At 63.1% G+C, this 21798-nt stretch carries 25 protein-coding genes; 10 read left to right on the top strand and 15 right to left on the bottom strand.

Annotation, left to right across the window (positions count from 1 at the left end; all coding sequences use genetic code 11):
• Nucleotides 1-73: 73 nt before the first annotated feature.
• Together JQK88_RS18690 and rnhB are read left to right on the top strand one after the other, a co-directional pair.
• Nucleotides 74-1228 carry a PA0069 family radical SAM protein gene (locus JQK88_RS18690; RefSeq protein ID WP_181058382.1) on the top strand — a complete coding sequence of 385 codons (1155 nt, stop codon included), beginning with the start codon at nt 74-76 and terminating at the stop codon, nt 1226-1228.
• Between the two features lie 151 nt (nt 1229-1379).
• Nucleotides 1380-2075: a ribonuclease HII gene (rnhB, locus tag JQK88_RS18685; RefSeq protein WP_192256222.1), complete on the top strand. Its 696-nt coding sequence runs from the start codon at nt 1380-1382 to the stop codon at nt 2073-2075.
• 256 nt (nt 2076-2331) lie between these two features.
• On the opposite strand, the gene JQK88_RS18680 is transcribed toward rnhB, so the two are convergent.
• The 7 genes from JQK88_RS18680 to JQK88_RS18650 form a co-directional block, all read right to left on the bottom strand.
• Nucleotides 2332-2823 (bottom strand): F0F1 ATP synthase subunit B, encoded by a 492-nt coding sequence (locus tag JQK88_RS18680; protein WP_203279067.1) that lies wholly within the window; start codon nt 2821-2823, stop codon nt 2332-2334.
• Nucleotides 2824-2833: 10 nt separating this feature from the next.
• Nucleotides 2834-3433, bottom strand: coding sequence for a F0F1 ATP synthase subunit B (locus JQK88_RS18675; RefSeq protein WP_192256218.1), 600 nt, complete (start codon nt 3431-3433; stop codon nt 2834-2836).
• Nucleotides 3434-3499: 66 nt separating this feature from the next.
• On the bottom strand, nt 3500-3724 hold the full coding sequence (locus tag JQK88_RS18670) for a F0F1 ATP synthase subunit C (RefSeq protein WP_006206606.1): 225 nt from the start codon (nt 3722-3724) through the stop codon (nt 3500-3502).
• Nucleotides 3725-3791: 67 nt separating this feature from the next.
• On the bottom strand, nt 3792-4550 hold the full coding sequence (locus JQK88_RS18665) for a F0F1 ATP synthase subunit A (protein ID WP_192256216.1): 759 nt from the start codon (nt 4548-4550) through the stop codon (nt 3792-3794).
• Between the two features lie 62 nt (nt 4551-4612).
• Nucleotides 4613-5005 (bottom strand): AtpZ/AtpI family protein, encoded by a 393-nt coding sequence (locus JQK88_RS18660; RefSeq protein ID WP_112567037.1) that lies wholly within the window; start codon nt 5003-5005, stop codon nt 4613-4615.
• Nucleotides 5006-5269: 264 nt separating this feature from the next.
• The gene (locus tag JQK88_RS18655; protein WP_192256214.1) at nt 5270-6454 is read right to left on the bottom strand and encodes a cell wall hydrolase; all 1185 of its coding nucleotides are present in this window, start codon (nt 6452-6454) and stop codon (nt 5270-5272) included.
• Nucleotides 6455-6592: 138 nt separating this feature from the next.
• Nucleotides 6593-7906 (bottom strand): MFS transporter, encoded by a 1314-nt coding sequence (locus JQK88_RS18650; protein WP_203279066.1) that lies wholly within the window; start codon nt 7904-7906, stop codon nt 6593-6595.
• Between the two features lie 116 nt (nt 7907-8022).
• On the opposite strand from JQK88_RS18650, the gene JQK88_RS18645 reads away from it, so the two are divergent.
• Complete coding sequence (locus JQK88_RS18645; protein ID WP_192256210.1) at nt 8023-8931, top strand: LysR substrate-binding domain-containing protein; 909 nt, start codon at nt 8023-8025, stop codon at nt 8929-8931.
• 232 nt (nt 8932-9163) lie between these two features.
• On the opposite strand, the gene der is transcribed toward JQK88_RS18645, so the two are convergent.
• Together der and JQK88_RS18635 are read right to left on the bottom strand one after the other, a co-directional pair.
• Entirely contained in the window at nt 9164-10597 is a 1434-nt protein-coding gene (gene der, locus JQK88_RS18640) for a ribosome biogenesis GTPase Der (RefSeq protein WP_192256208.1), read from the bottom strand.
• A gap of 82 nt (nt 10598-10679) precedes the next feature.
• Nucleotides 10680-11342, bottom strand: a complete 663-nt coding sequence (locus JQK88_RS18635) for a tetratricopeptide repeat protein (protein WP_192256206.1) — start codon at nt 11340-11342, stop codon at nt 10680-10682.
• Nucleotides 11343-11633: 291 nt separating this feature from the next.
• Here JQK88_RS18635 and JQK88_RS18630 point away from each other — a divergent pair, with 291 nt between their 5' ends.
• On the top strand, nt 11634-12635 hold the full coding sequence (locus JQK88_RS18630) for a polysaccharide deacetylase family protein (RefSeq protein WP_192256204.1): 1002 nt from the start codon (nt 11634-11636) through the stop codon (nt 12633-12635).
• A gap of 44 nt (nt 12636-12679) precedes the next feature.
• Here JQK88_RS18630 and sbmA read toward each other — a convergent pair whose 3' ends face one another.
• The 3 genes from sbmA to JQK88_RS18615 all read right to left on the bottom strand — a co-directional run bounded on the left by sbmA (nt 12680) and on the right by JQK88_RS18615 (nt 15742).
• Nucleotides 12680-13942: a peptide antibiotic transporter SbmA gene (gene sbmA / locus JQK88_RS18625; RefSeq protein ID WP_192256202.1), complete on the bottom strand. Its 1263-nt coding sequence runs from the start codon at nt 13940-13942 to the stop codon at nt 12680-12682.
• Between the two features lie 121 nt (nt 13943-14063).
• Entirely contained in the window at nt 14064-15221 is a 1158-nt protein-coding gene (locus JQK88_RS18620; protein ID WP_246749916.1) for a YbfB/YjiJ family MFS transporter, read from the bottom strand.
• A gap of 317 nt (nt 15222-15538) precedes the next feature.
• Nucleotides 15539-15742, bottom strand: coding sequence for a hypothetical protein (locus JQK88_RS18615; protein WP_203279065.1), 204 nt, complete (start codon nt 15740-15742; stop codon nt 15539-15541).
• Between the two features lie 94 nt (nt 15743-15836).
• On the opposite strand from JQK88_RS18615, the gene JQK88_RS18610 reads away from it, so the two are divergent.
• The 3 genes from JQK88_RS18610 (at nt 15837) to JQK88_RS18600 (ending at nt 18466) form a co-directional block, all read left to right on the top strand.
• Entirely contained in the window at nt 15837-16751 is a 915-nt protein-coding gene (locus JQK88_RS18610) for a LysR substrate-binding domain-containing protein (RefSeq protein ID WP_203279064.1), read from the top strand.
• 85 nt (nt 16752-16836) lie between these two features.
• A complete protein-coding gene (locus tag JQK88_RS18605) occupies nt 16837-18093 on the top strand; it encodes an aminopeptidase (protein ID WP_203279063.1) in 1257 nt (418 codons plus the stop codon).
• A 16-nt stretch (nt 18094-18109) separates the two neighbouring features.
• Nucleotides 18110-18466, top strand: coding sequence for a DUF488 domain-containing protein (locus tag JQK88_RS18600; protein WP_203279062.1), 357 nt, complete (start codon nt 18110-18112; stop codon nt 18464-18466).
• Between the two features lie 211 nt (nt 18467-18677).
• Here JQK88_RS18600 and JQK88_RS18595 read toward each other — a convergent pair whose 3' ends face one another.
• Nucleotides 18678-19028 carry an ArsC family reductase gene (locus tag JQK88_RS18595; protein WP_192256185.1) on the bottom strand — a complete coding sequence of 117 codons (351 nt, stop codon included), beginning with the start codon at nt 19026-19028 and terminating at the stop codon, nt 18678-18680.
• A 155-nt stretch (nt 19029-19183) separates the two neighbouring features.
• Between JQK88_RS18595 and JQK88_RS18590 the strand changes: the two genes are divergently transcribed.
• The 3 genes from JQK88_RS18590 to JQK88_RS18580 are packed head-to-tail and all read left to right on the top strand — an operon-like array spanning nt 19184 to nt 20585.
• The gene (locus JQK88_RS18590; protein WP_192256183.1) at nt 19184-19753 is read left to right on the top strand and encodes a dihydrofolate reductase family protein; all 570 of its coding nucleotides are present in this window, start codon (nt 19184-19186) and stop codon (nt 19751-19753) included.
• On the top strand, nt 19753-20109 hold the full coding sequence (locus JQK88_RS18585; protein ID WP_203279061.1) for an ArsR/SmtB family transcription factor: 357 nt from the start codon (nt 19753-19755) through the stop codon (nt 20107-20109). Before JQK88_RS18590 ends, JQK88_RS18585 begins: the two co-directional genes overlap by 1 nt.
• Complete coding sequence (locus JQK88_RS18580) at nt 20106-20585, top strand: SRPBCC family protein (protein WP_192256181.1); 480 nt, start codon at nt 20106-20108, stop codon at nt 20583-20585. The genes JQK88_RS18585 and JQK88_RS18580 overlap by 4 nt, the downstream gene beginning before the upstream one ends.
• Before the next feature lie 85 nt (nt 20586-20670).
• Here the strand turns inward: JQK88_RS18580 and JQK88_RS18575 are convergent, their stop codons facing one another.
• Both JQK88_RS18575 and JQK88_RS18570 read right to left on the bottom strand, forming a co-directional pair.
• A complete protein-coding gene (locus tag JQK88_RS18575) occupies nt 20671-21024 on the bottom strand; it encodes a nuclear transport factor 2 family protein (RefSeq protein ID WP_203279060.1) in 354 nt (117 codons plus the stop codon).
• A gap of 258 nt (nt 21025-21282) precedes the next feature.
• Nucleotides 21283-21798 (bottom strand): 2'-5' RNA ligase family protein, encoded by a 516-nt coding sequence (locus JQK88_RS18570; protein ID WP_246749914.1) that lies wholly within the window; start codon nt 21796-21798, stop codon nt 21283-21285.

Here is a 21798-nt window from a genome sequence, read left to right as displayed (position 1 = left end):
TCGGCAAAATAGGATTATTTTCATGAACAGACCGAATCGACAGCCGGCCGACAGTCCCTGGGAGAGGGCGAAAATGGAACATATCGTGCGTGCGGACATTGCAGCCTTCGGGGCAGGAAGAGCCGAGATGGCCAATGCCATGATCGAACAGAGCGGCATGCGCGTCCGTCCGGACCGCAACCGCGGCCGTTCGGCCGGCATCAATCCATCCGGTCGCTTCGAGCCCGTCAGCCGGCATGTGTTCGACGATGGCTGGAATTCGCTGGAGGAACTGCCGCCGTTCAAGACCGAGGTGCAGGTCGAGAAGCCGCGCACGATCATCACCCGCAACGAATCGCCCGACATTTCCTTCGACCGTTCGATCAACCCCTATCGCGGCTGCGAGCATGGCTGTGTCTATTGCTTCGCCCGGCCGACCCATTCCTTCATGGGCCTGTCGCCGGGGCTGGATTTCGAATCGAAGCTGTTTGCCAAGCCGGATGCGGCGCGGCTGCTCGACAAGGAACTGTCTAAGGACGGCTACCAGCCGCGCACCATCGCCATCGGCACCAACACCGATCCCTACCAGCCGATCGAGAAGCAATACCGGATCATGCGCGAGATCCTCGAAGTGCTGGAGGCGCGCGGTCATCCGGTCGGCATCGTCACCAAATCCCATCTGGTGACGCGCGACATCGACATATTGTCACGCATGGCCGAACGCGGGCTTGCCAAGGTGGCGCTGTCGGTGACGACGATGGACCGCATGCTGGCGCGCACCATGGAGCCGCGCGCGTCAACGCCGACCAAGCGGCTGGAGGCGATAAGGCAGCTTTCGGATGCAGGCATTCCGGCCTCGGTCATGGTGGCGCCGATCATCCCCGGCCTGACCGACCAGGAGATGGAGCGCATCCTCGATTCGGCACGCGCCGCCGGCGCCCGCGAGGCCGGCTATGTCATCTTGCGCCTGCCGCTGGAAGTGGCGCCGATCTTCAAGGACTGGCTGCTGCGCCACTATCCCGACCGCTACCGGCACGTGATGTCGCTGATCCGTTCGATGCGCGACGGCAAGGATTACGATTCGGAATGGGGCAAGCGCATGAAAGGCGCCGGACCCTATGCCTGGCAGATCGGCCGACGCTTCGAGATCACTGCCAAGCGGCTCGGCCTCAATGCCGAGCGGCGAACGCTCAGAACCGATCATTTTGTCGCAGCCGCCAATGCAACCGAGCAACTGATGCTGCTCTGAAACCGTCGCCTGCCTGCTCTAGTGGCTGGCAGGAAACAAGAATTCCGTCCGGCCTGTCCCCCGGCCTGCAGACGGTGCCCTCCCGGTCTTGCCCCACCGGACCCTGGAGGGACTTGCGGAGAATCGGAGCCGATGCGAACCTCGCCGCAACATGGCTCGCGCCCGTTCCGATTCTCCGCTTCTTTTCGAAATCGTCGAGAAGCCCGACTTCTCCTTCGAGACGAAGGCGATGGCCGAAGGCCTGTGGCCTGTGGCAGGAATGGATGAGGCCGGCCGCGGTCCGCTGGCCGGGCCGGTGGTGGCGGCAGCGGTGATCCTCGATCCCGCCAACATTCCCGACGGCCTCGACGATTCCAAACGCCTCAACCATTTGCAGCGCGAGGCGCTGTTCCTGAAAATCCTCGGCTCCGCGCTCGGCGTGTCGATGGCCTCGGTGAGCGCCGAAGGCATCGACGGCAGCAACATCCTCAAGGCGAGCCTGGAGGCGATGCGCCGTGCCCTCGCCGGCCTGCCGATCCAGGCGAAGCTGGCGCTGGCCGACGGCCGCGACGTACCGCCGGGTCTCCTCTGCGAGGGCCGCGCGCTGATCAAGGGCGACCAGCGCTCGCAGTCGATCGCCGCCGCCTCGATCGTCGCCAAGGTGATGCGCGACCGCATGATGTGCGGTTGCGGCAGCCACCACGACCGTTACGGCTTCGAGGTCCATATGGGCTACGCCACGGTCCGGCATCGCACGGCGATCGAAGCGCATGGGCCGGTGGCAAGGCTGCACCGCGCGTCGTTCGCGCCGTTCAGGCTGGGCGGGGCTGAGGTGGCGGAAGAAGAGGGTTTTGCCGGGTTGGAATGAAGGTAATCTCCCCCCTTGAGGGGGGAGATGTCGCCAGAGGCGACAGAGGGGGTCGGTCCGACCGGGCGCGACGCCATTTTCAGCAAAGAAGGCCAGCGCTTGACGCGCGGCGACCCCCTCTGGCCTGCCGGCCATCTCCCCCTCAAGGGGGGAGATTACGCGCACAACCGCCTTCGCCAATCTCCTGCGCCGCGCCTCCAAAACAAAAAAGCCGCCAGGTTGCCCGGGCGGCTTCATGTCAGCGAGCTAACCCCGCTCAGTTCAGCTTGGCCTTCACGTCCTGCAGCGCGGACTTGAACAGGTCGGCGCCGGCCTTGGCATCGACCTTGGCCGCAAGCAGCGTGCGGGCTGCCTCGACGGCGATGTCGACGGCGCTGGCGCGTACTTCGGCGACTGCCTCGCGCTCGGCCTGGCCGATCTTTTGCTCGGCAAGCGCGGTGCGCCTGACAACATAGTCCTCGGTCTTCTTGTGCGCTTCGGCGGCAAGCATGTCTGCCTCGCGCCTGGCGGCGGCGACGATTGCCGCGGCCTCCTGCTCGGCTTCCTTGCGCTTCTTCTGGTACTGGCCGAGCAGCTGCTGGGCCTCTTCGCGCAGCTTGCGGGCTTCATCAAGCTCGTTGCTGATCTTGGCGGCACGGGCGTCGAGCGCCTTGGCCATTAGCCCCGGTACCTTGATGTAGGCGGCGATGCCGAGGAAAATGATAAGGGCGACGGTGGCCCAGAGCGTCGCTAGCGATGTGGCGTCCATGATGTGCTCCTCAGCGGGCCACGGATTTGACGGCCGCCGCGATCTCGGCCTTGCCGGTCTTGCCGCCGACAAGCGCTTCTACGATGGCCGAAGCGGTGTCCTCGGCGATCGTGCCGACTTCCTTCATGGCGTTGGCCTTGATGGAAGCAATGCTGGCCTCGGCCTCGCCGAGCTTCTTGTCGAGCGCGGCCTCGACCTTCTTGCGGGCAGCTTCGGCTTCGGCCTTGGCCGCGTCGTTGGCCTGCTGGCCGATCGTATTGGCCTTGGCCTTGGCTTCCGCCAGTTCCTGCTCGTAAGCAGCAACGGCAGCGTCAGCCTCGCCCTTCAGCCTGGCGGCCTGGTCGAGGTCCTGCGTGATGCGATCGCTGCGCACGTCGAGGATGCCGCCGAGGCGCGGCATCACCACCTTCTTCAGGAACAGGTAGAACAGCCCGAACGTGATCGCCAGCCACAGAAGCTGCGACGGGAACGTCGCCGGGTCAAATGGCGGGAACATGCCGTGCGCCTCAGCCGGCACGCCGGTGCCGGAATGCGTGTCGCCTTCCGTGCCGGTGTGGGCGCCTTCGGTGGCGGGTGCGGACTCTTGCGCAAAGGCAGATGTCACGAACATGGACTATCCCCTGATATCGGGCATGGCCGCAGGGCAGCGGCCGGCCTGTCCAATCTTCTCGAGTGCTCAGCCGAACAGGGCGAGAAGCGCGATCAGAAGCGAGAAAATGCCGAGAGCTTCGGTCACGGCGAAGCCGAAAATCAGGCGGCCGAACTGGCCATCGGCGGCCGACGGATTGCGCAGGGCGCCCGCCAGGTAGCTGCCGAAGATGTTGCCGAGGCCAATGCCCGCGCCGCCCATGCCCAGGCAAGCGATGCCGGCGCCGATGTACTTTGCTGCTTCTGCGTCCATTTTAAAACTCCTTTGGATCTGTAATTCCGTTGCAATTCCATCCGGCGAAGATGCCGGAAACTCTCGATTAGTGCCCGGGATGAAGGGCGTCGTTCAGATACATGCAGGTCAGCACGGCAAAGACGTAGGCCTGCAGGAAGGCGACCAGCAATTCCAGGGCGGTCAGCGCGACCGCCATGGCCAGCGGCAGCACCGAACCGGCGACGCCGACGGCGCCCAGCGCGCTGAGGCTGACGACAAAGCCCGAAAACACCTTCAGCGTGATGTGGCCGGCCAGCATGTTGGCGAACAGACGAACCGAAAGGCTGACCGGGCGCGAGACGAAGGAAATCACTTCGATCAGCACCACCAGCGGCAGCAGGAAGACCGGAACGCCATGCGGCACGAACAGCTTGAGGAAGCCCAGGCCGTGTTTCGTGAAGCCGTAGACAACGACGGTTCCGATCACAAGGGCGGCGAGGCCGAAGGTGACGATGATGTGGCTGGTGACGGTGAAGAAGTAGGGGAAAAGGCCAAGCAGGTTGGCGACAAGGACAAACATGAACAGCGAGAACACGAAGGGGAAGAACTTCATCCCTTGCGTTCCGGCGGCGTCGCGCAGCATGTTGGAAACGAACTCGTAGCCCATTTCCGAGACCGACTGCAGGCGCCCGGGAATAAGGCTGCGGCTGGAGGTAGAGAGGTAAAGAAACGCCGATGCGACGAGCACGGTCGCGACCATGAACAGAGCCGAATTGGTGAAGGACAGGTCATAGCCGCCGACGTTGATCGGAATCAGCTTGACGATATGGAACTGGTGGATCGGATCGACCTTGTCAGCAGCCATTTACATCCCCGTCAAAGCCGCGAACGGCCTCAGTGTCCTTATGCGCCATTAACGGCGCCGGTTCATTCTTTCGGATCGCGCGACTTCTCGCTTTTTCCGAATTCCGCCACAACACCTGCCGAACGCAGGACATTGAGCACGCCGGCGCCAAAGCCCAGCAACAAGCCGACGACCAGACCCCATGGCGAGGTTCCCGCCACACGATCCAGAAACCAGCCAAGGCCCACACCCACCACTATTCCGGCGATGAACTCGCTGGACAGTTTGAGCGCCTGGCCATATCCGGCCGTCGCCTTCGCGCCGTCATTCCCCTCTAGCCGATCCGGCCGTCTTGTCGCAAGCGATGCTCCAAGCTCGCGCCGGCGGCGCTCGAGTTCTTCGTCGCGGATGTCGGCTTCATGCTTGCTGCCGCGGCCGGTTTCTCCGGTTCCGTGTGGCCCATTCTTGTCGGCCATCGAACCCCCCTGCCCGGTCAGACCGTTACCGTCCGTCCGCTTCTAAAGTCGCCGGCAACATAGTTAGAGGGTCCGCGCCCGTCAAGCCACGGGCGGGACTTCAAAGTCATGTATTTTTTCTAATGAAATCAATCTCTTGCCGAGGTGCGACATCGTGCCCGGCACTATGGGGTCGGCACATGCCCCGAATCCGTCCGGCGACCGGCGTCCGATTACGGCGCCCGGCGGCTTTTGCGGCTCGTAACAGACGGCAGCCCGAACGGCTCAGCTCCAGCCGCCGCCATAGGTGCGGTAGAAGATATGCAGGCCGATCTTGGTCATCTTCTGCATCGTGCGGGCCCAGCCCGGATGGACGTAGTTGGCGTAGTAATGGGTCGATGAGCCGACTTCCGGAATGAAGATCTTGCCGGCGGTGACCGCCATGGCGACATCCTGCGCCACCTTGTAGTTGGCGGGGCTCTCGATGCGCTTCTTGCGGCCGTCGCAGGCGAAGGAGAACTGGCAGCGGTTCAGCCAGTTGTCGTTCTGGTAGACGACGCCGCAGATCGAATTCGGATAGGCCGGATTGCGGACGCGGTTGAGGATGACCTGCGCGACTGCGGCCTGGCCGCGTACGGATTCGCCGCGCGCCTCGAAATAGATGCCGTTGGCAAGGCAGGCCTGCTCCTTCTCGGAGAAGACGCTGGCCGGCAGCGGGTTCTGGATCCACGAGTGATCGCCCTTGGCCATCGGCGGAATGAAGCGCCCGCTGTTCGGCTCCTCGTCCTGCAGCAACGCCTCGAAGGGCGAGGCCTTGGCGTAGTCGGGTTCGGCCTGGGCATAGGCGGTGGCCAGCACGTCCGGCTTGTCATTGTTGACGAGGGCGGCAAGCATGGCCGGCACGCCGGGATCCGGCTTCTTGTCCACATTGGTATGGAAGGCCTGGGCGATCTGGATTTCCTTGCCCTTGATGCCGGGTTTGGCGAAGGCCAGCTTCAGGCCGCTGTCCATACTCGGCCGCAGCAGCGAAGAGGTGCGCTGGAAGATCGAGCCGGCATTGAAGTTCTTCGGCGGCGCAACCGGCGAGACCTGGATGATGCGGCCTTTCTTGTCGGCGCGCATGATGCGGTCCTCGTCGGGCGTGACGCCGGCGACATTGCCCTTGCCGCGAAACGAGACCTTGCCAACGCCGGGCAGGCGCACGCCCGAGCCCGAAAGCGAACCGGTGGTGACGGAATCGATGAAAGGCATTTCAGCGGCATGGACCGAACCGGCGACGGAACGCTCGACATAGGAATTCCAGCGGCTGCCCGACGCTTCGAGGCCGGAAATCAGGCTGCCCATGTCCTGGTAGGCCACGACGGTCGGAAAGCCGATCCAGATGCCGATCCCGATGACCAATGGCGATACGAACGAACGTTTTTTCTCACCGGCGGCGGCAGCCAGCCGCTTCAAGACACGTCGATGCACGGGGAACTCTCCAGAAACGCCACTGAGCCACTGGAGAGCCAAAATGAAGCATTAACCTTGATGCGGGGTTAACGTTAACGATGGTGTTTTTTCAAACTGCTCCGGAATGGAACGCCGTTCGCGGGTCCGTCAAAGTGGTCAGTTCGGCCGCAGCAGGATTGGCCAGGCGATGAGTGCGCAGAGCGCTCCGACCAGCCAGACGCCTGGCCACGACCAGACGAGCAGCAATGCCGGAATGGCTGTCGGCACCACGAAGAAGGCGATGAAGACGAAGCTGTTGGCAAGGCCGAGCGCGGTTCCGGCGCGGCTGGCGCCGGCCAGCGTGGCGAGCTCGGTGTAGGCGACGCCATGCCAGGCCGAGACCGAGATGCCGGCAACGACCAGCAGCACCGCGATCGCCGGCATCAGCGCAGCGTGCGCGCCCGGCGTGGCAGCAGCCGCCAGGACCAGCAGGCCGAGAGCCGCAAAGCCAAGCGCGCTCGTCATGCTGCAGAGGCGCAGGAACCAGCGGCGGTTGCCATGGCGGTCGGTGAAGCGACCGCTCCAGACGCGCATGACCATGGCGCCGGTCTGCACCGCGGCAAGGCTGGCGCTGATCGTCAGCGTGCCCATGCCGGCGAAGTCGTGCAGGAAGACGGAGGCGAAGGTCAGCACCGCCACCTGCGGAAAGCAAATCAGGCCGATGGCGGTGGCGATGCGCCAGACCTCGACATTGCGCAGCGGCGCCGGGCCGGCCGGCTTTGTCGTCGCAATGCCTCCGGCATTGTCGATCTCCGGGTCGGCTTCCGGCGGTTGATGCAGCCAGCGCCAGGCAAACAGCGCCGAGACTGCGTTCACGGCGGCCAGCAGCCCGAAGACCGCCGAGAAGCCATGGGCTGAGGCCAGCGACGGCAGGACCAGCGCGCCGAGCCCGCCGCCGAGCGGCACCGCCGTCTGCCTGATGCTCATCGCAAAACCACGCTCGCCCTCATGGAGCCAGGCCATGATGGCGCGGCCGCTGGAACCGTTGACGCTGCCGCCGAGCAGGCCGGTGACGAGAAGGCATGCGGCCAGCATCGCAACGCCAGGCAGATAAGTAGCCGACGGCACGATGAACAACGCCATCAGCGCAAGCCAGGCCGCCGTCGCGCCGAGCCCGGTCAACAGCACGCCGCGATCGCCCCAGCGGTCGGTGAGCAGGCCCCAGGGCAGTTCGCTCAAGGCGACGCCCAGGCCGAGGAGGCCGAGGACGAGGCCGAGATTGCCGTTGGAGAGCTGATAGCCCGAGCGCAGAAACACCGCTGCCGCCGGTATGCCGGCGAAGGTGGCGGAGAAACTGGCATTGGCGGCAACGCCGATGCCGAGCACCTTCCAGCGATGATTGGCGCGAAATCGTTCGGCCTTCGAAATGGCGGTGACGGCGGCTGCTCGACCAATCCGGCGTTGCTCACAATTTGCGTCGGCAATCGACATGGTGGAACTCCTGTAATGGCCCTTCCGAACCCTTGACGCCTCGTCTTTACCGCCATAACTTCATCCCGAATATCGGGAAGTTTTTGACTATTATTCCCGAAAAGCAGGATTGTTCCATGCGGCGCGTAACCTTCGACCTCGATGTCCTCAGAAGCTTCGTCACCGGCATGGAACTCGGCAGCTTCGCCAAGGCCGCCGACCGGCTCGGACGCTCGACCTCGGCGGTCAGCGCGCAACTGAAGAAGCTGGAGGAGCAGGCGGCGACGCCGATCTTCCGCAAGTCAGGCCGAGGCCTGGCGCTGACCGAAGCCGGCGAGACCATGCTCGGCTATGCCAGGCGGCTGCTCGAGTTGAACGACGAGGCGGCCTCCGCCATCCACGACGTCGAACTGGAAGGCTGGGTCAGGCTTGGCCTGCAGGAGGATTTTGGCGAGGCGGTGTTGCCGGAGGTGCTCGGGCGCTTCGCCCGCGCGCACCCCAAGGTCAAGATCGAGGCCAGGATTGGACGCAGCTATGAACTTGCCGAGAGGATCACATCAGGCAACCTCGACATTGCGCTGGCCTGGGACAGCGGCCAGGCGCTGCCCTACAGCCGGCATGTCGGCGATGCGCAGTTGCGCTGGATCGGCCCGGCCAAGCTGATCGAGACCAGCCTGCGCGAGGGCGAGGCGCTGCCGCTGGTGGCGCTGGAAGCCCCCTGCCTGTTGCGCACGGTGACGACGGAAACGCTGGACCGCGCCGGTCTGCCGTGGCGGATGGCCTTCTCCAGCCCCAGCCTCGGCGGCATCTGGGCGGCTGTGGCGGCGGGGCTGGGGCTGACGATCCGCACAGATATCGGCCTGCCGGCCAATGTCAGGGCGATGGCGCCGCAGCTGCTCGGTTTGCCCGCGCTGCCGACAATGGCGCTGGTGCTGCACCAGAAGGACGCCGAACTGGATCCGGTTGCGGCGCGGCTGGCGGACATATTGTTGCAGGCGGCGATAGAGGCGCTGCCGCAGGGTGCGCGGCTGAGGGAGGTCGCTTAGGCTCTTGGCCGAAACGCCCATCACTTCGTCATCCACGGGCGAAGCAAGGAGCGTAGCGACGAGGCGCAGACCCGAGGATCCATGCCGCGACTTCTGAACGATGCTGCGGTGAAGAAATTCTACTCCGCTGTATTCTTCGGCAAAGGTAACGGCATGGATCCTAGGGTCTCCGCGACGGAGCTTCGCTCCTGCTCCGCCCTAGGATGACGAAGCTTCGGCCAACCACCATCGCTCACTTGCGCTTGTTCGCTCTCCCCGCGAACGGGTTGTCCGAAGTGCGCAGCGCTATCCTGATCGGCACGCCCGGCATGTCGAAGGCTTCGCGCAGGCTGTTGGAGAGATAGCGGACGTAGGATTGCGGCATCGCGTCGGGCCGCGAGCACTGGACGACAAAGCCCGGCGGCCGCGTCTTGGCTTGCGTCACATATTTGACCTTGAGCCGGCGGCCCGCAACGGCGGGCGGCGGATGATGCGCCAGTATGCCTTCCAGCCAGCGGTTGAGCTTGCCGGTGGAAACGCGGCTGTTCCACACCTTGTGCGTCTTGATGACGGCATCCATCAGCTTGTCGAGGCCGCGCCCGGTCTCGGCCGAAACCGTCACCGCCTGGATGCCGCGTACCTGCGGCAAGAGCCGCCCGGTCTTTTCGCGCAACTCGGCCAGCAGCTCCTGCGGATTGTCGATCAGGTCCCATTTGTTGAAGGCGATGACCGGCGCCCTGCCCTCCCTGATGATCAGGTCGGCGATCTGCAGGTCCTGCTTCTCGAAGGGGATGGTGGCGTCGAGCACGATAATGACGATCTCGGCAAAGCGGATGGCGCGCAGGCCGTCCTGCACCGACATCACTTCCAGCTTTTCGTGGATCCTGGCCTTGCGGCGCATGCCGGCGGTGTCGAACAGCTTCAGCCGCCGACCATGCCAGTCCCAGTCGACAGAGATGGAATCGCGGGTGATGCCGGCTTCCGGGCCGGTCAGCAGCCGTTCCTCGCCGATCAGCGCGTTGATCAGCGTCGACTTGCCGGCATTGGGGCGGCCGACGACGGCGATGCGCATCGGCTTGGTGTCGTCATAGGCGGGCTCGGCATCGGGATCGGTGATGTCCTCGCCGATCAAAACCTCGCTGGCGGCGACCTCTTCCTCGGCGTCGTCCTCTTCCTCGTCGAATGCGCGCTTCTCACCAAGGGCTTCGATGACAGCGTCGCGCAGGTCGGGCATGCCCTGGCCGTGCTCGGCCGAGACCGGGATCGGCTCGCCCAGGCCCAGCTCCCAGGCTTCCAGCATACCGCCCTGGGCGCCCTTGGCCTCGGCCTTGTTGGCGACCAGCACCACCGGCTTGCCGGACTTGCGAACGATCTCGGCAAAGGTGCGGTCGTCAGGCAGCAGGCCGGACTTGGCGTCGATGGTGAAGAAGATCAGGTCGGCTTCGCGGATGGCGATCTCGGTCTGCGCCCGCATGCGGCCGGGCAGTGTCGAGGCGGCCGCGTCCTCGAAACCGGCAGTGTCGATGACATCGAAATGCAGGTCATAGAGTTTGGCCGCGTGGACGCGACGGTCGCGGGTGACGCCCGGCGTGTCGTCGACAAGCGCCAGCTTCCTTCCCACCAGCCGGTTGAAAAGCGTCGATTTGCCGACATTGGGCCGGCCGATAATGGCGACTTTGAAGCTCATCCGGCCCTCGTCATCCATGTCATCGCCCAAACCGCAGCGCACCCTTGGGTCAGGCCCGAGGGCAGGCTTTGGGCGAAGCGTATCATGACGCGCCCGAGCCGCGGATCAGTTCCGACATCAAGGTGGCCCGCTGGCGCGCATTGCGCGGGGCGCCGTCATCGGCCGCGATCTGGTCGAACAGTTTCAGTGCGTCCTGGGTCTTGCCTTCCTTCCAGGCGGCAAGGCCGAGCGCTTCGCGCGCCGTGTGGCGCAGCGTGTTGTTGTCGGCGGTGAGCGCCTCGACGCGGCTGGAGACGTCGGCGAAGGAGCCGTGGTCGACGAGCAGCAGGGCTGCCCGCAGGCGCGCCATGTCGCGAATGCCCTGGGGAATGGCGGTGTCGGCGGCGACGCCGTCGAAATCGGCGACGGCGGCGGCAAAGTCGCCCTTGTCGGCCTTGACGGTTGCCGCGCGCATGCGGGCGAGCAGCGGATAGGCGCCGTAGCCATCCTTTTCCAGCTGCTGAAGCGCGGTCAGCGCATCGTCGCTCTTGCCGTCATTGGCAAGCTTCAGCGCCTGCGAGAAGGCATCGCCGGAGCGGTTGGCGCGGCTCTCGTCCCAATAGCGGTAGCCGACGAAGGCGGCGGTGCCGAGCACCACCAGGATGGCAAGGCCAAGGATCGCCGGACCGAAACGGTCCCACAGCGCCTGCGCCTGCTCGCGACGGATCTCGTCGTTGACTTCGCGGATAAAACTGTCGTCGGACATCAATCAAAACCATTGCTGCCCCAACAGGGGCGCTTCTTGAGCCCGCGTTTTAGCGAAATTTTGTCGGCATGGAAGGGGCTGGGCAGGAAAATCGGCTAATCGCCGGGCAGGCGGCTGGAGCCTGTTCCATCCCGACGGGGTCGGGATGGGGCTCCATTTCCTTTTTTGAGCATGATCTTTTCCGAAAACCGGCCTCCACTTTCGGGATCATGCTCCGGGCACCGACCGCACCCACGCCACATTTTGCCGATAGCCGGCTTTGACTGCCTCCGATCAAGCCCAGAACAGCCGATGCCTCTTCTGTCCCGCGTTGTTGCGTTTTCCACAGCCGTGCTTGCCACGGCGGGCGCTGCTTTCGCCGACCCGCCGGCCGCACCCGTCCCGGCCAAGCCGAAGCAAGTAGTCATCATCTCGTTCGACAGCGCCCGCGAGATCTCGCAATGGCAGCGCAGCCGGGCGCTGGCCAAGCGCACCGGCGCGCATTTCACCTATTTTCTGTCCTGCGTCTTCCTCTTGTCGCAGCAGACGCGCGCCGAATACACGCCGCCGGGCAAATCCGCGGGCAAATCCAACATCGGCTTCGCCGCCTCGAAACAGGAGGTCGCGGACCGGCTGGACCAGATCGGGCTCGCCGCGTCGGAAGGCCACGACATTGCCAGCCATGGCTGCGGCCATTTCGACGGCAAGGACTGGAGCAAGGCCGACTGGCTGAAGGAATTCGCCTCGTTCGAGCGCATTCTGGAGAACGCCTATTCGATCAACGGCATCACGCCGGAACCCAACGGCTGGCACGATATTGCCCATGCCGTTGTCGGCTTTCGCGCGCCCTATTTGTCGACCAGCAAAGGACTCTATGAGGCCCTGCCTGAAGCCGGCTACCACTATGATGCCAGCGGTGTTTCGAAAGGTCCGGTCGAGCCGCCGACCGGCGGCCTCACCCGCTTTTCATTGCCGCAGATCCCGGAAGGCCCGAGTTCAAGGCCGGTGATCGCCATGGACTACAATCTTTATGTCCGCCATTCCGGCGGCTTCGAGCGACCGAGCCAGGCGGCCGAGTTCAGCGAGCGGACCTATCAGGCGTTCCGCGCCGCCTTCGACAAACAATATCAGGGCAAGCGCATTCCGCTGGTGCTCAGCTTCCACTTCACGCTGATGAATGACGGCGCCTACTGGAACGCGCTGGAACGCTTTGCCGGCGAGACCTGCGTCATGTCAGATGTCGAGTGCATCAGTTTTCGCGATTATGTCGCGCGGGAACCTGGCGGCGAGCGGCAGGCGGCGGTGGGCGGCTGAGCCGCCCACGTCCATCCAACGCCCACTTCCTCTCCGAAATGTGATCAGGCTGGATCCGGCTCCTGAGCTTGGCGCTCAGCGAAACGCCGATCGATGTCGGGGAGCGGCTCGCCATGTATCGTTGCCTCGAAGGCGCGCAGACGCTTGTAGATCGAGAGCAACTCGACAATCGTTGGCCAAGAGTTGACCAGATATTGGAACGAGGATCGAACCTGATCAAAGGAATTTAGAATTTGATTTAGAGCGCCAAGCTTAATCTTGCCGGCCACCATCGTTGGAACAAGGACAATGTATGGGAAAATATTGTCAATCTGAAGATAGAATATCCTAGCTACGTTGAAATATACATAGTGGAAGTATAGTCTGAAATAATTCTTTCGAACGTTACGAAACAACTCAACCACTGTTGGTGGCTGAGCGCGATCCATGTCATCCTCACCATATACCAGTTCTTTGCGATAGGCTGCCTCGACACGCTGATTGCGAAACTCAAGTCCCGGCAGCTTGATGCCGACCAATGCTAGGAAAGTTGTTCCGAAAAGTGACCAGAAGATAGCCACAACCACTAGGGAATAAGGCACCGCGCCGACTATCGGCAGCTCCGTGACATTCTCAGAAAGATGCAGCAGCACCGGCAGAAACGCGATCAATGTCATTACAGAGCTGACCAAGCTTACGCCCAAGCCTTCCATTGTAGTCGAGAACCGCATAGTGTCTTCTTGAACACGCTGTGAAGCCCCTTCGATACGCCTCAGTTTCTCCCAGTTAGCCATATAGTAATCATTCATCGCTGTACGCCAGCGAAAGATCCAGTGACTGACGAAAAACCGATTCAGAACTCCGACAGTCACCGCTAGAAGCGCAATCCAGGTAATCGTCAGCAATTGGCTATAAAAATCCCATGGCGTTGTTGAGTATGGCGTACCCAAAGCCTTCTGAATAAGATCATAGAAGGGCCCATACCAATCGTTAAAAGCAACGCTTACCTGAACTTGGTAGTAGGTCACGAATAGAATTAGCGAAGTTCCGAGGATCGACCAATTCAACCAGGGATGAGGTCGGTACCATGCCCAAAACCCATAAAAAATGAAGACGATAGCGGCGAAATATATATAGAACCATATGAAGGGCTTCGACCAAAACAGCGAGACGCCAACGATCTTATCAACCCCTTCGGCGGTGGGCGGCAGCCCGAAAACTGTGCCAAGTTGCTCACCTCCAAAAAACCACAACAGGATCGCGACAAGGCTCCAGAAGACCGCCGAGCTAAAAAATAGCTTCGGCTGCGGGAAGAAGGATACGAACACTGTGGCGATTTCCTCGGTCGATGCGCAAATCAGCGGGGTTGCTGGTTAGCGGGCATAAAGTCACACATTAGGTGCAAAGCAAATGCCCGTGCCCGATGCCCGGCATCGAGCAAGACCACAATCATGGCGATTTTGGCGCAGCCGACCAGGTAATCCCAGCAGATACCAGCAATACGGCAGCAGCTACGATCGAGGCGAGGAAGAAGTTGCCCGAGGCCTGCGCCAGAAGGCCGGCGACGATCGGGCCGACAATCTGGCCGATGCCGAAGGACGCAGTCATCAGCGCGAAGATGCGGCGCGGCGCCTGTGGCACGAGCAGCCTTGCTGTCTGCAGGCCGAGCGCGGTGATGGCGATGAAGGTGCCGCCGAGCAGGACGCCGCCGAGCAGCGGCCCGATGGCGCCGCCCATGGCGACGCTGGCGGTGACGCCGACCACCTCAACCAGGCAGCCCAGGGCATAGGCTGCGTAGAGCCCGATCCGTGCCGATATCTTCTGCCAGAGCCAGACCGAGGGAAAGCCGGCAAGGCCGGTGACCATCCAGACGGTTGCCTCGAAGACGCGGCCGCCGCCACCCTGGCGCACGATGGCGACGAGGAAGGTTGCCGTAACCACATAGCCGAAGCCGAACAGGCCATAGGCGATGATGACCTTCACCAGCGAGCGGTCCTTGGGCAGCGCCGGTTCGCGGCCGGCCACGCCACTGGCGGGCGCGGTGCCGCCAGCGAGCCAGGCGACCAGCGCCAGGCCGCAAGCGGAGATTGCCGCCGACCACAGCCAGCCCGCCGGCCAGCCGGCATGGTCGGTGACCAGAAGAGCCATCAGCGCCGAGGATGCCGCGATGCCGAGGCCAACGCCACCGAAATGCAGCGCCTGCAGATCGCTTCTGTTGGCGGCAGCCAGATGACCAAAGACGATGCTGGCCATGAACACCATGACGAAGGCGCTGGCCAGACCGGCGAGGAAACGGATGACGACAAAGGACGCCATCGTCTCGGTCAGCCCCATCAGGGCGGCGAGCGCAGCACTTGCGGCAAGGCCGCCAAACATCAGCATGCGCTCGCGCCCATGCGCCCAGCCGCCGGCCGCGGCAAGCGCGCCGACGAGGTAGCCGAGATAATTGGCCGACGCGATCCAGCCGGCATCGGGGGGCGACAGATGCAGTTCTTCCATCATGCCCGGCAGGATCGGCGTGTAGACGAAGCGGCCGATGCCCATGGCGACGGCCATGGCAATCATGCCGGCGAGAGCGAGGCGAAGGGGTGACGGCGCGGCATTCATTGCAGCGCACAATAAGGGTAGACGCAGCCGAAACAATGCGCCTGCGTTGGGCCAGCAGAGCGACGCAAGCGCCTCGAATGTCTTGGCCCTATAAGCGCAGAAATTCACAGCGCCTGCGCTGCCCCTCATCGCCCTGCCGGGCACTTCTCCCCGTATAGTGACGGGGAGAAGGGGCTGGCCGCAGCGTTGGCGCAATGCTTGCAACGCTGGAGATTGGCGAAATCGTGGACGAGAGCGCCCCTCTCCCCGTCACTAGACGGGGAGAGGATGCCGGCAGGCAGGTGAGGGGCAGCGCAAAGTTCTGGCAATTGGCCGTTTCAAGCGACCGCGCTCGTCTCATACGCGGTGCGCCGCGCTGTCAGTCGGAACGGAATGTCGCCGAGTTCGCGCTCCGACATGGTGTCGAGCACCGGATGAGACAGCGGATCGGTCGCCCAATTGACGGCATCGCCATTTTGGCGCGGGGCCCGCCGCGCGCCCACGGCCGCAAAGATCTTGAGCAATGACAGGATTGTCACCATCCTCGCCTCCTCGGTCTGACTGTCCCGCTAAAATCTGCCTTGTCGGGCTGTCTTTCAATTGAGATTTCAGCCGTAGCGGTTTAGAAAAACTGAAATGGCTATGCTGAACCGCGTCCATCTCAACGGCTTGCGCGCCGTCGAAACCGTTGCCCGCCTCGGCTCGCTCGCGGCGGCCGCCGGCGAACTCAACGTCTCTGTCAGCGCCGTCAGCCAGCAGATCAACCGCACCGAGAAGCAACTCGGACAGGCGCTGTTCGAACGAACGGCGAGCGGGCTGGTGCTGACCGAATTCGGCAGGGTGTTTTCCGCCAGGCTGGGCGCGGGTTTTCGCGAACTTGCGCAGGCGGTGGCGCTTGCCGACGAGGCAAACCAATGCACGCTGGTGGTTTCGGTAGCGCCAGCCTTCGCCTCGAAATGGCTGCTGCCCAGGCTGTCGCGGCATTTCGATCGGCACCCAAACGTGCTGTTGCGCGTCGACGCCTCGGTGCGGCTCGCCGATCTCGAGCGCTCCGACATCGATCTCGCCATTCGGCTCGGCGACGGCAAATGGCCGGGCGGGCGGGCGGAACTGCTGCTGCCGCAGGAAGTGTTTCCGGTCTGCGCGCCGGTGATCGCCAAGAAGCTGAAGTCGATCGACGACCTGGCGCAGACCTGCGCCATCACCGATGAGCGAGCGATGATCAGCTGGGAGAGCTGGTTCAAAGCCGCAGGGGCCGAACCGGTCACCTTCCGCAAGGGTGCGCGCTTCACCGACCCGATGCTGTGCCTGGAATCGGCGATCGCCGGGCATGGCGTGATGCTTGCGTGGCAGTTGCTGGCCGCTGACGCATTGGCCGATGGCCGGCTGGTCGCGCCTTTCGGCGTGCGGGCGCAGAGTGGCCTCGGCTACTGGCTGGTGACCTCGGCGACCAAAACCGAAAGCCGCAAGGTGCGGGATTTCAAGGTCTGGATCCGCGAGGAGATCGCGCAGACCATGGCGCAGTTCAGTGCGCTGGAGAGTGCGGCGTAAAGCTGGCTGCCGCGACGGTGCTGGAAAGCATAACCGCGCCGCTCTATGTTGGAAGCTTCACCCCAAGACCAAGGCAGGCAGGATCATGACCACACATTCGCGCGGCGTTTCCGCAACGATCGACCCGGTGAAGCTCGACAGGCTGGCGGAAGTCGCCATCAAGGTCGGGCTGCAATTGCAGCCGGGGCAGGATCTGGTGCTGACCTCGTCGATCGCCGCGCTGCCGCTGACCAGGCGCATTGTCGAGCATGCCTACAAGGCCGGCGCCGGGCTGGTGACGCCGATCTTCAACGATGACGAGATCACGCTGGCGCGCTTCCGCTACGGCGCGGACGCCGGCTTCGACCGCGCCGCCGGCTGGATGTATGAGGGAATGGCGAAAGCCTTTTCCAACAATGCGGCACGGCTGGCCGTGCGCGGCGAAGACCCGTCGCTGTTGTCGGCGCAGGACCCGGCCAAGGTGGCGCGCGCCAACAAGGCGAACTCGATGGCCTACCAGCCGGCGCTGGAGAAGATCACCGGCTTCGACATCAACTGGAACATCGTCGCCTATCCCGATCTCGCCTGGGCCAAGCAGGTCTTCCCCGGTGACGCCGACGATGTCGCCGTGGTCAAGCTCGCCGATGCCATCTTTTCGGCATCGCGGGTCGATGTGGAAGATCCGATCGCAAACTGGACGGCGCACAATGCAGCGCTGCGCGGCCGCACCGAGTGGCTGAACGGCCACAATTTCCATGCCTTGCATTTCACCGGCCCTGGCACCGACCTCACAGTCGGGCTGGCCGACGGCCATGAATGGATGGGCGGCGCCTCGACGGCCAAGAACGGCGTCACCTGCAACCCCAACATCCCGACCGAGGAAGTCTTCACCACGCCGCATGCACGGCGCGTCTCCGGACATGTCTCCTCGACCAAGCCGCTGTCCTACCAGGGCACGCTGATCGACGACATTTCGGTTCGTTTCCAGGACGGCAGGATCGTCGAGGCCAAGGCTTCGAAGGGCGAGGACGTGCTGAAGAAGGTGCTCGACACCGACGAGGGTTCGCGCCGTCTCGGCGAAGTGGCGCTGGTGCCGCATTCCTCACCGATCTCGGCCAGCGGCCTGCTGTTCTTCAACACGCTGTTCGACGAGAACGCCGCCTGCCACATCGCGCTCGGACAATGCTATTCGAAATGCTTCGTCAACGGCGCCTCGCTCAGCCAGGACGAGATCGCCCAGCGCGGCGGCAACAAGAGTTTTATCCACATCGACTGGATGATCGGCTCGGACAAGATCGACATCGACGGCGTCCACAAGGACGGCGCTCGCGTGCCGGTGATGCGCAAGGGTGAGTGGGCCTGAGCTTGCGGAGGGTCGGATGACCTTCGAACTGGCGGTTAAACGCGTCTACGAGCCACCCGCGCCCGATGACGGGCAGCGGGTGCTGGTCGATCGTATCTGGCCACGCGGGGTCAGCAAGGAGAGCGCCGCGCTGACGCTGTGGCTGAAGGACATCGCGCCGAGCGATGAATTGCGAAAATGGTTCGGGCATGAGCCGGCTCGGTGGGCGGAGTTTCGGAAGCGGTATGCGGTCGAGCTGGACGGGAACGGCGAGGCGGTGGCGCAGCTGCGCGGCTTGCTCGGCAAGGGCAAGGTGACGCTGCTCTACGGTGCGCATGATGAAGCGCACAACAATGCGGTGGCGCTGGCGGGGTATTTGCGCGGGACAGGCTGAGCCGATCGGAATTCAGAAGCCGGCGGGATAGCGCCCCCCTCTGTCCTGCCGGACATCTCCCCCACATGGGGGGAGATCAGACGTCACGCGAGCTTTCGCCAATCACCAGCGTTGCAGGATAAGCGAGGCGCCAATACCGCCAATCTCCCCCCTCGTGGGGGAGATGTCCGGCAGGACAGAGGGGGGCGCGAAGGATCGCGGCGGTGAAGATCTACTTCCCCACTTCCGCCTCATAAACATCGGCCTTGAACCCAACCAAAATCCGATCCCCCACCTCAAGCACCGGACGCTTGATCATGGTCGGCTTGGCCACCATCAGCTTCTTGGCCTTCTTCTCGTCGAGGCCGGCCTTGTCCTTGTCCGGGAGCTCGCGAAACGTCGTGCTGCCCTTGTTGAGAAGCTTTTCCCAGCCGACCTTGCCGATCCAGCCGTCCAGCTTGCCCGCGTCGATCCCCTCGGCCCGGTAGTCGTGGAACCGGTAGGGCACATCGTGGCCCTCCAGCCAGGTGCGCGCCTTCCTGATCGTGTCGCAGGTGGTGATGCCGTACATGGTGATCGTCAAAACACGCTTCCCAAGGCTGAGTGTCGAATCCGCCAGACAGCCTAAAACCGCCCTTCCCGCTTTGCCAGCATCCCGACCGCTACCAGCGCATTTTTAGGCCTTGCCAATACTAAGGAAATTTCCTAAGTGTTTGCGAAATCGGTAAAGGAAAAGCCATGGCAAGGATCGTTGTGTCGGAATTGATCTCCCTCGATGGCGTGACGGAAGCGCCGGGCGGCGAGCCGGGTTTCCGCCACACCAACTGGGTCGGCAAGCGCCACGAGGCCGGCATGATCGAATACAAATTCCAGGAGGTGCTCGACCACGAAGCGCTGCTCATCGGCCGGGTGACCTATGAAAGCTTCGCCGGCGCCTGGCCGACCTACAAGGGGCCATTCGCCGACCGGATGAACGGTATGGCGAAATATGTCGTCTCCTCGACTCTGAGGAATCCGGCATGGAACAACACCACCCTGCTGCAAGGCGATCCGATCGCCGCGATACGCAAACTCAAGTGGGAGATGAAAGGCGATATCTTGGTTGGCGGCAGCCGCAGGCTGGTCAACGCGCTCAAGCAGCACGATCTCGTCGACGAATATCGGCTGATGGTGTTCCCGGTCATCCTGGGCAGCGGCGCCCAGCTTTTCGACAGGACGGAGGACGCGACCGACCTCAAGCTTGTCGACACGCGTTCCTTCGGCAATGGCGCTGTGGTGCTCACCTATCATGTGGAGCGGGCGTCGTGATGACCAATCTGCAACCTGCTACTACAAGCCCTCCGCCGATCGATGGCATCTTTCGAGCGCTGGCCGACCCGACGCGGCGGCGCGTGGTCGAACGGCTGAACCGCAGCCCGGCCTCGGTCAGCGAACTGGCGCAGCCTTTCGAAATGGCGCTGCCTTCCTTCATCGAGCATCTCAAGGTGCTGGAAGGCTGCGGGCTGGTGCGATCGGAAAAGATCGGTCGCACCAGGACCTATCAGCTGGCGCCCGAGCCGCTGCAGCTCGCCGAAAACTGGCTGGCCGAACAGCGCGCGCTGTGGGAGCGCCGCCTCGACCAGTTCGACGCCTATGTGATGAGCCTCAAGGAGCAGGAAAAGTGAGTTATCCTTTCAAGCCCGACCCCAGACTGGATCTGACCCTTGAGCGCAAGCTCGACGCGCCGCGCGAACTCTTGTGGCGCGCCATGACGGTGCCGGAGCATGTCAAGCAATGGTTCACCCCAAAGCCCTGGCTGATCACCGATTGCGAGATCGATCTCAGGCCAGGCGGGCTGTTCCGGACACGCATGCAGTCGCCCGACGGCACAGAGGTCAACGACCGCCGTTGCTGCTATCTCGACATAGTGGAGAACGAGCGTCTGGTGTGGACGGACGCGCTGCTGCCGGGCTACCGGCCGTCGGGCGAGCCCTTCATCACCGCAGTCATTTCGCTTAAGCCGGACGGCAAGGGCACGCGCTACACCGCAACCGCCATCCACCGCGACGCGGCCACCCGCAACAACCATGAAGAGATGGGCTTCTTCGATGGCTGGGGCACGGTGGCCGATCAGCTGGCGCAATATGTGAAGACGATTTGAGTTTTTCGCCCGGCGGCCAGGACAGTGTCCCGGCCGCCATTCTTAAATCATGCAAGCGAACCGGGAGCCGGCGGCATTCCGGCCCTCAGTAGTAGAAGCGCTCTTCGGTGATCTTGCCGTTCTTGACCGTGTACACACCAACCTCGTCCATGGTGACACGCTCGCCTGTCGCCTTGGGCGTAATGTCAAACTTGAAGCGCACCGCGAACTGGTCGCCGTTGACATAGGGACCCTCGATCGAGCCGCCATGGACCTCATGGTTCGCTTCCCACCATTCGCCCTTCTGCTTAACGGCTTCCTTGCCGTTGCAGACAGCCATCGGCCCTTCCATCGCCTCATAGCTGACGATGTCGTCGGCATTGTATTTCGCGGCAGCGCTGTGGCTGTCGCCCTGCTTGAGGAGTTCGGTGAAATCCTTGGCAAGTTCCGCAGTGGTCATGATGTTCCTCCTGTTCAGACGCATCCCAAGTAGGGGGCCGCATGCCGGCATGCCACCGTTAGGACGCTCGGTAGCTGACAACTGGTGTCAGGACGATTGATATAGCGCGGCTATGTGACGACGAGTTGGGCGGCGGCTCACATGCCGGCCAAGGCATCGTCCTGACCGATCAGTTGCCAGCGCCCACGCTCCTTATAGACACTCTTGCCGATGAGACTGTGGATCAGCACAAAATCCCGGACTGTCCAGCTGACTGGATCAATCGACAGCTCCCGGACGGGGAACACGCGCTTCGTCGCGAAGCAGCGTGACATGCGGCTCAATGGAGTTTGTGAGAAAGCGTTTTAAGGGGCTGTCGGAAATCAGTGCGGTGAGGTTGCGCCAGAATTCTTGCAGCGCCGGATTGCTGCCACTGCCACCGCGAAGAACAAGCGAACCTCCGCCAAAAGCCGACAAGCGATCGAAAGAAACTTCGAACGCTTTCGCAACGATCATCGAACCTATGCGGCAGGCATCTTCTACCAGCGCTTCCGGAAATCCATCATGGTCGCCGAGACCGACGAGCGAGATATGGAGGTGGTCTTCCGGAACAAACCAGCTTTGCAATCCCAGTTCGCGATCCAAAGTGACGGCGTTCCGCGCGAGAGGACCAGCGATCGTCCTTTCGGTAAGGATAGCGAAGAATATTCGGTCCTCGAAATGTCGCTCCAAGTCTTTCCATTCGAAGAAGCGCTGGCCATTTTTGTCAGTCCCGAATGTAGGTAACTCACGCAT

This window comes from Mesorhizobium caraganae (assembly GCF_016836705.1).
Lineage (GTDB): Bacteria > Pseudomonadota > Alphaproteobacteria > Rhizobiales > Rhizobiaceae > Mesorhizobium > Mesorhizobium caraganae.
Note: the sequence above shows the minus strand (reverse complement) of the source record. Positions and strands in the feature narration are given on the sequence as shown.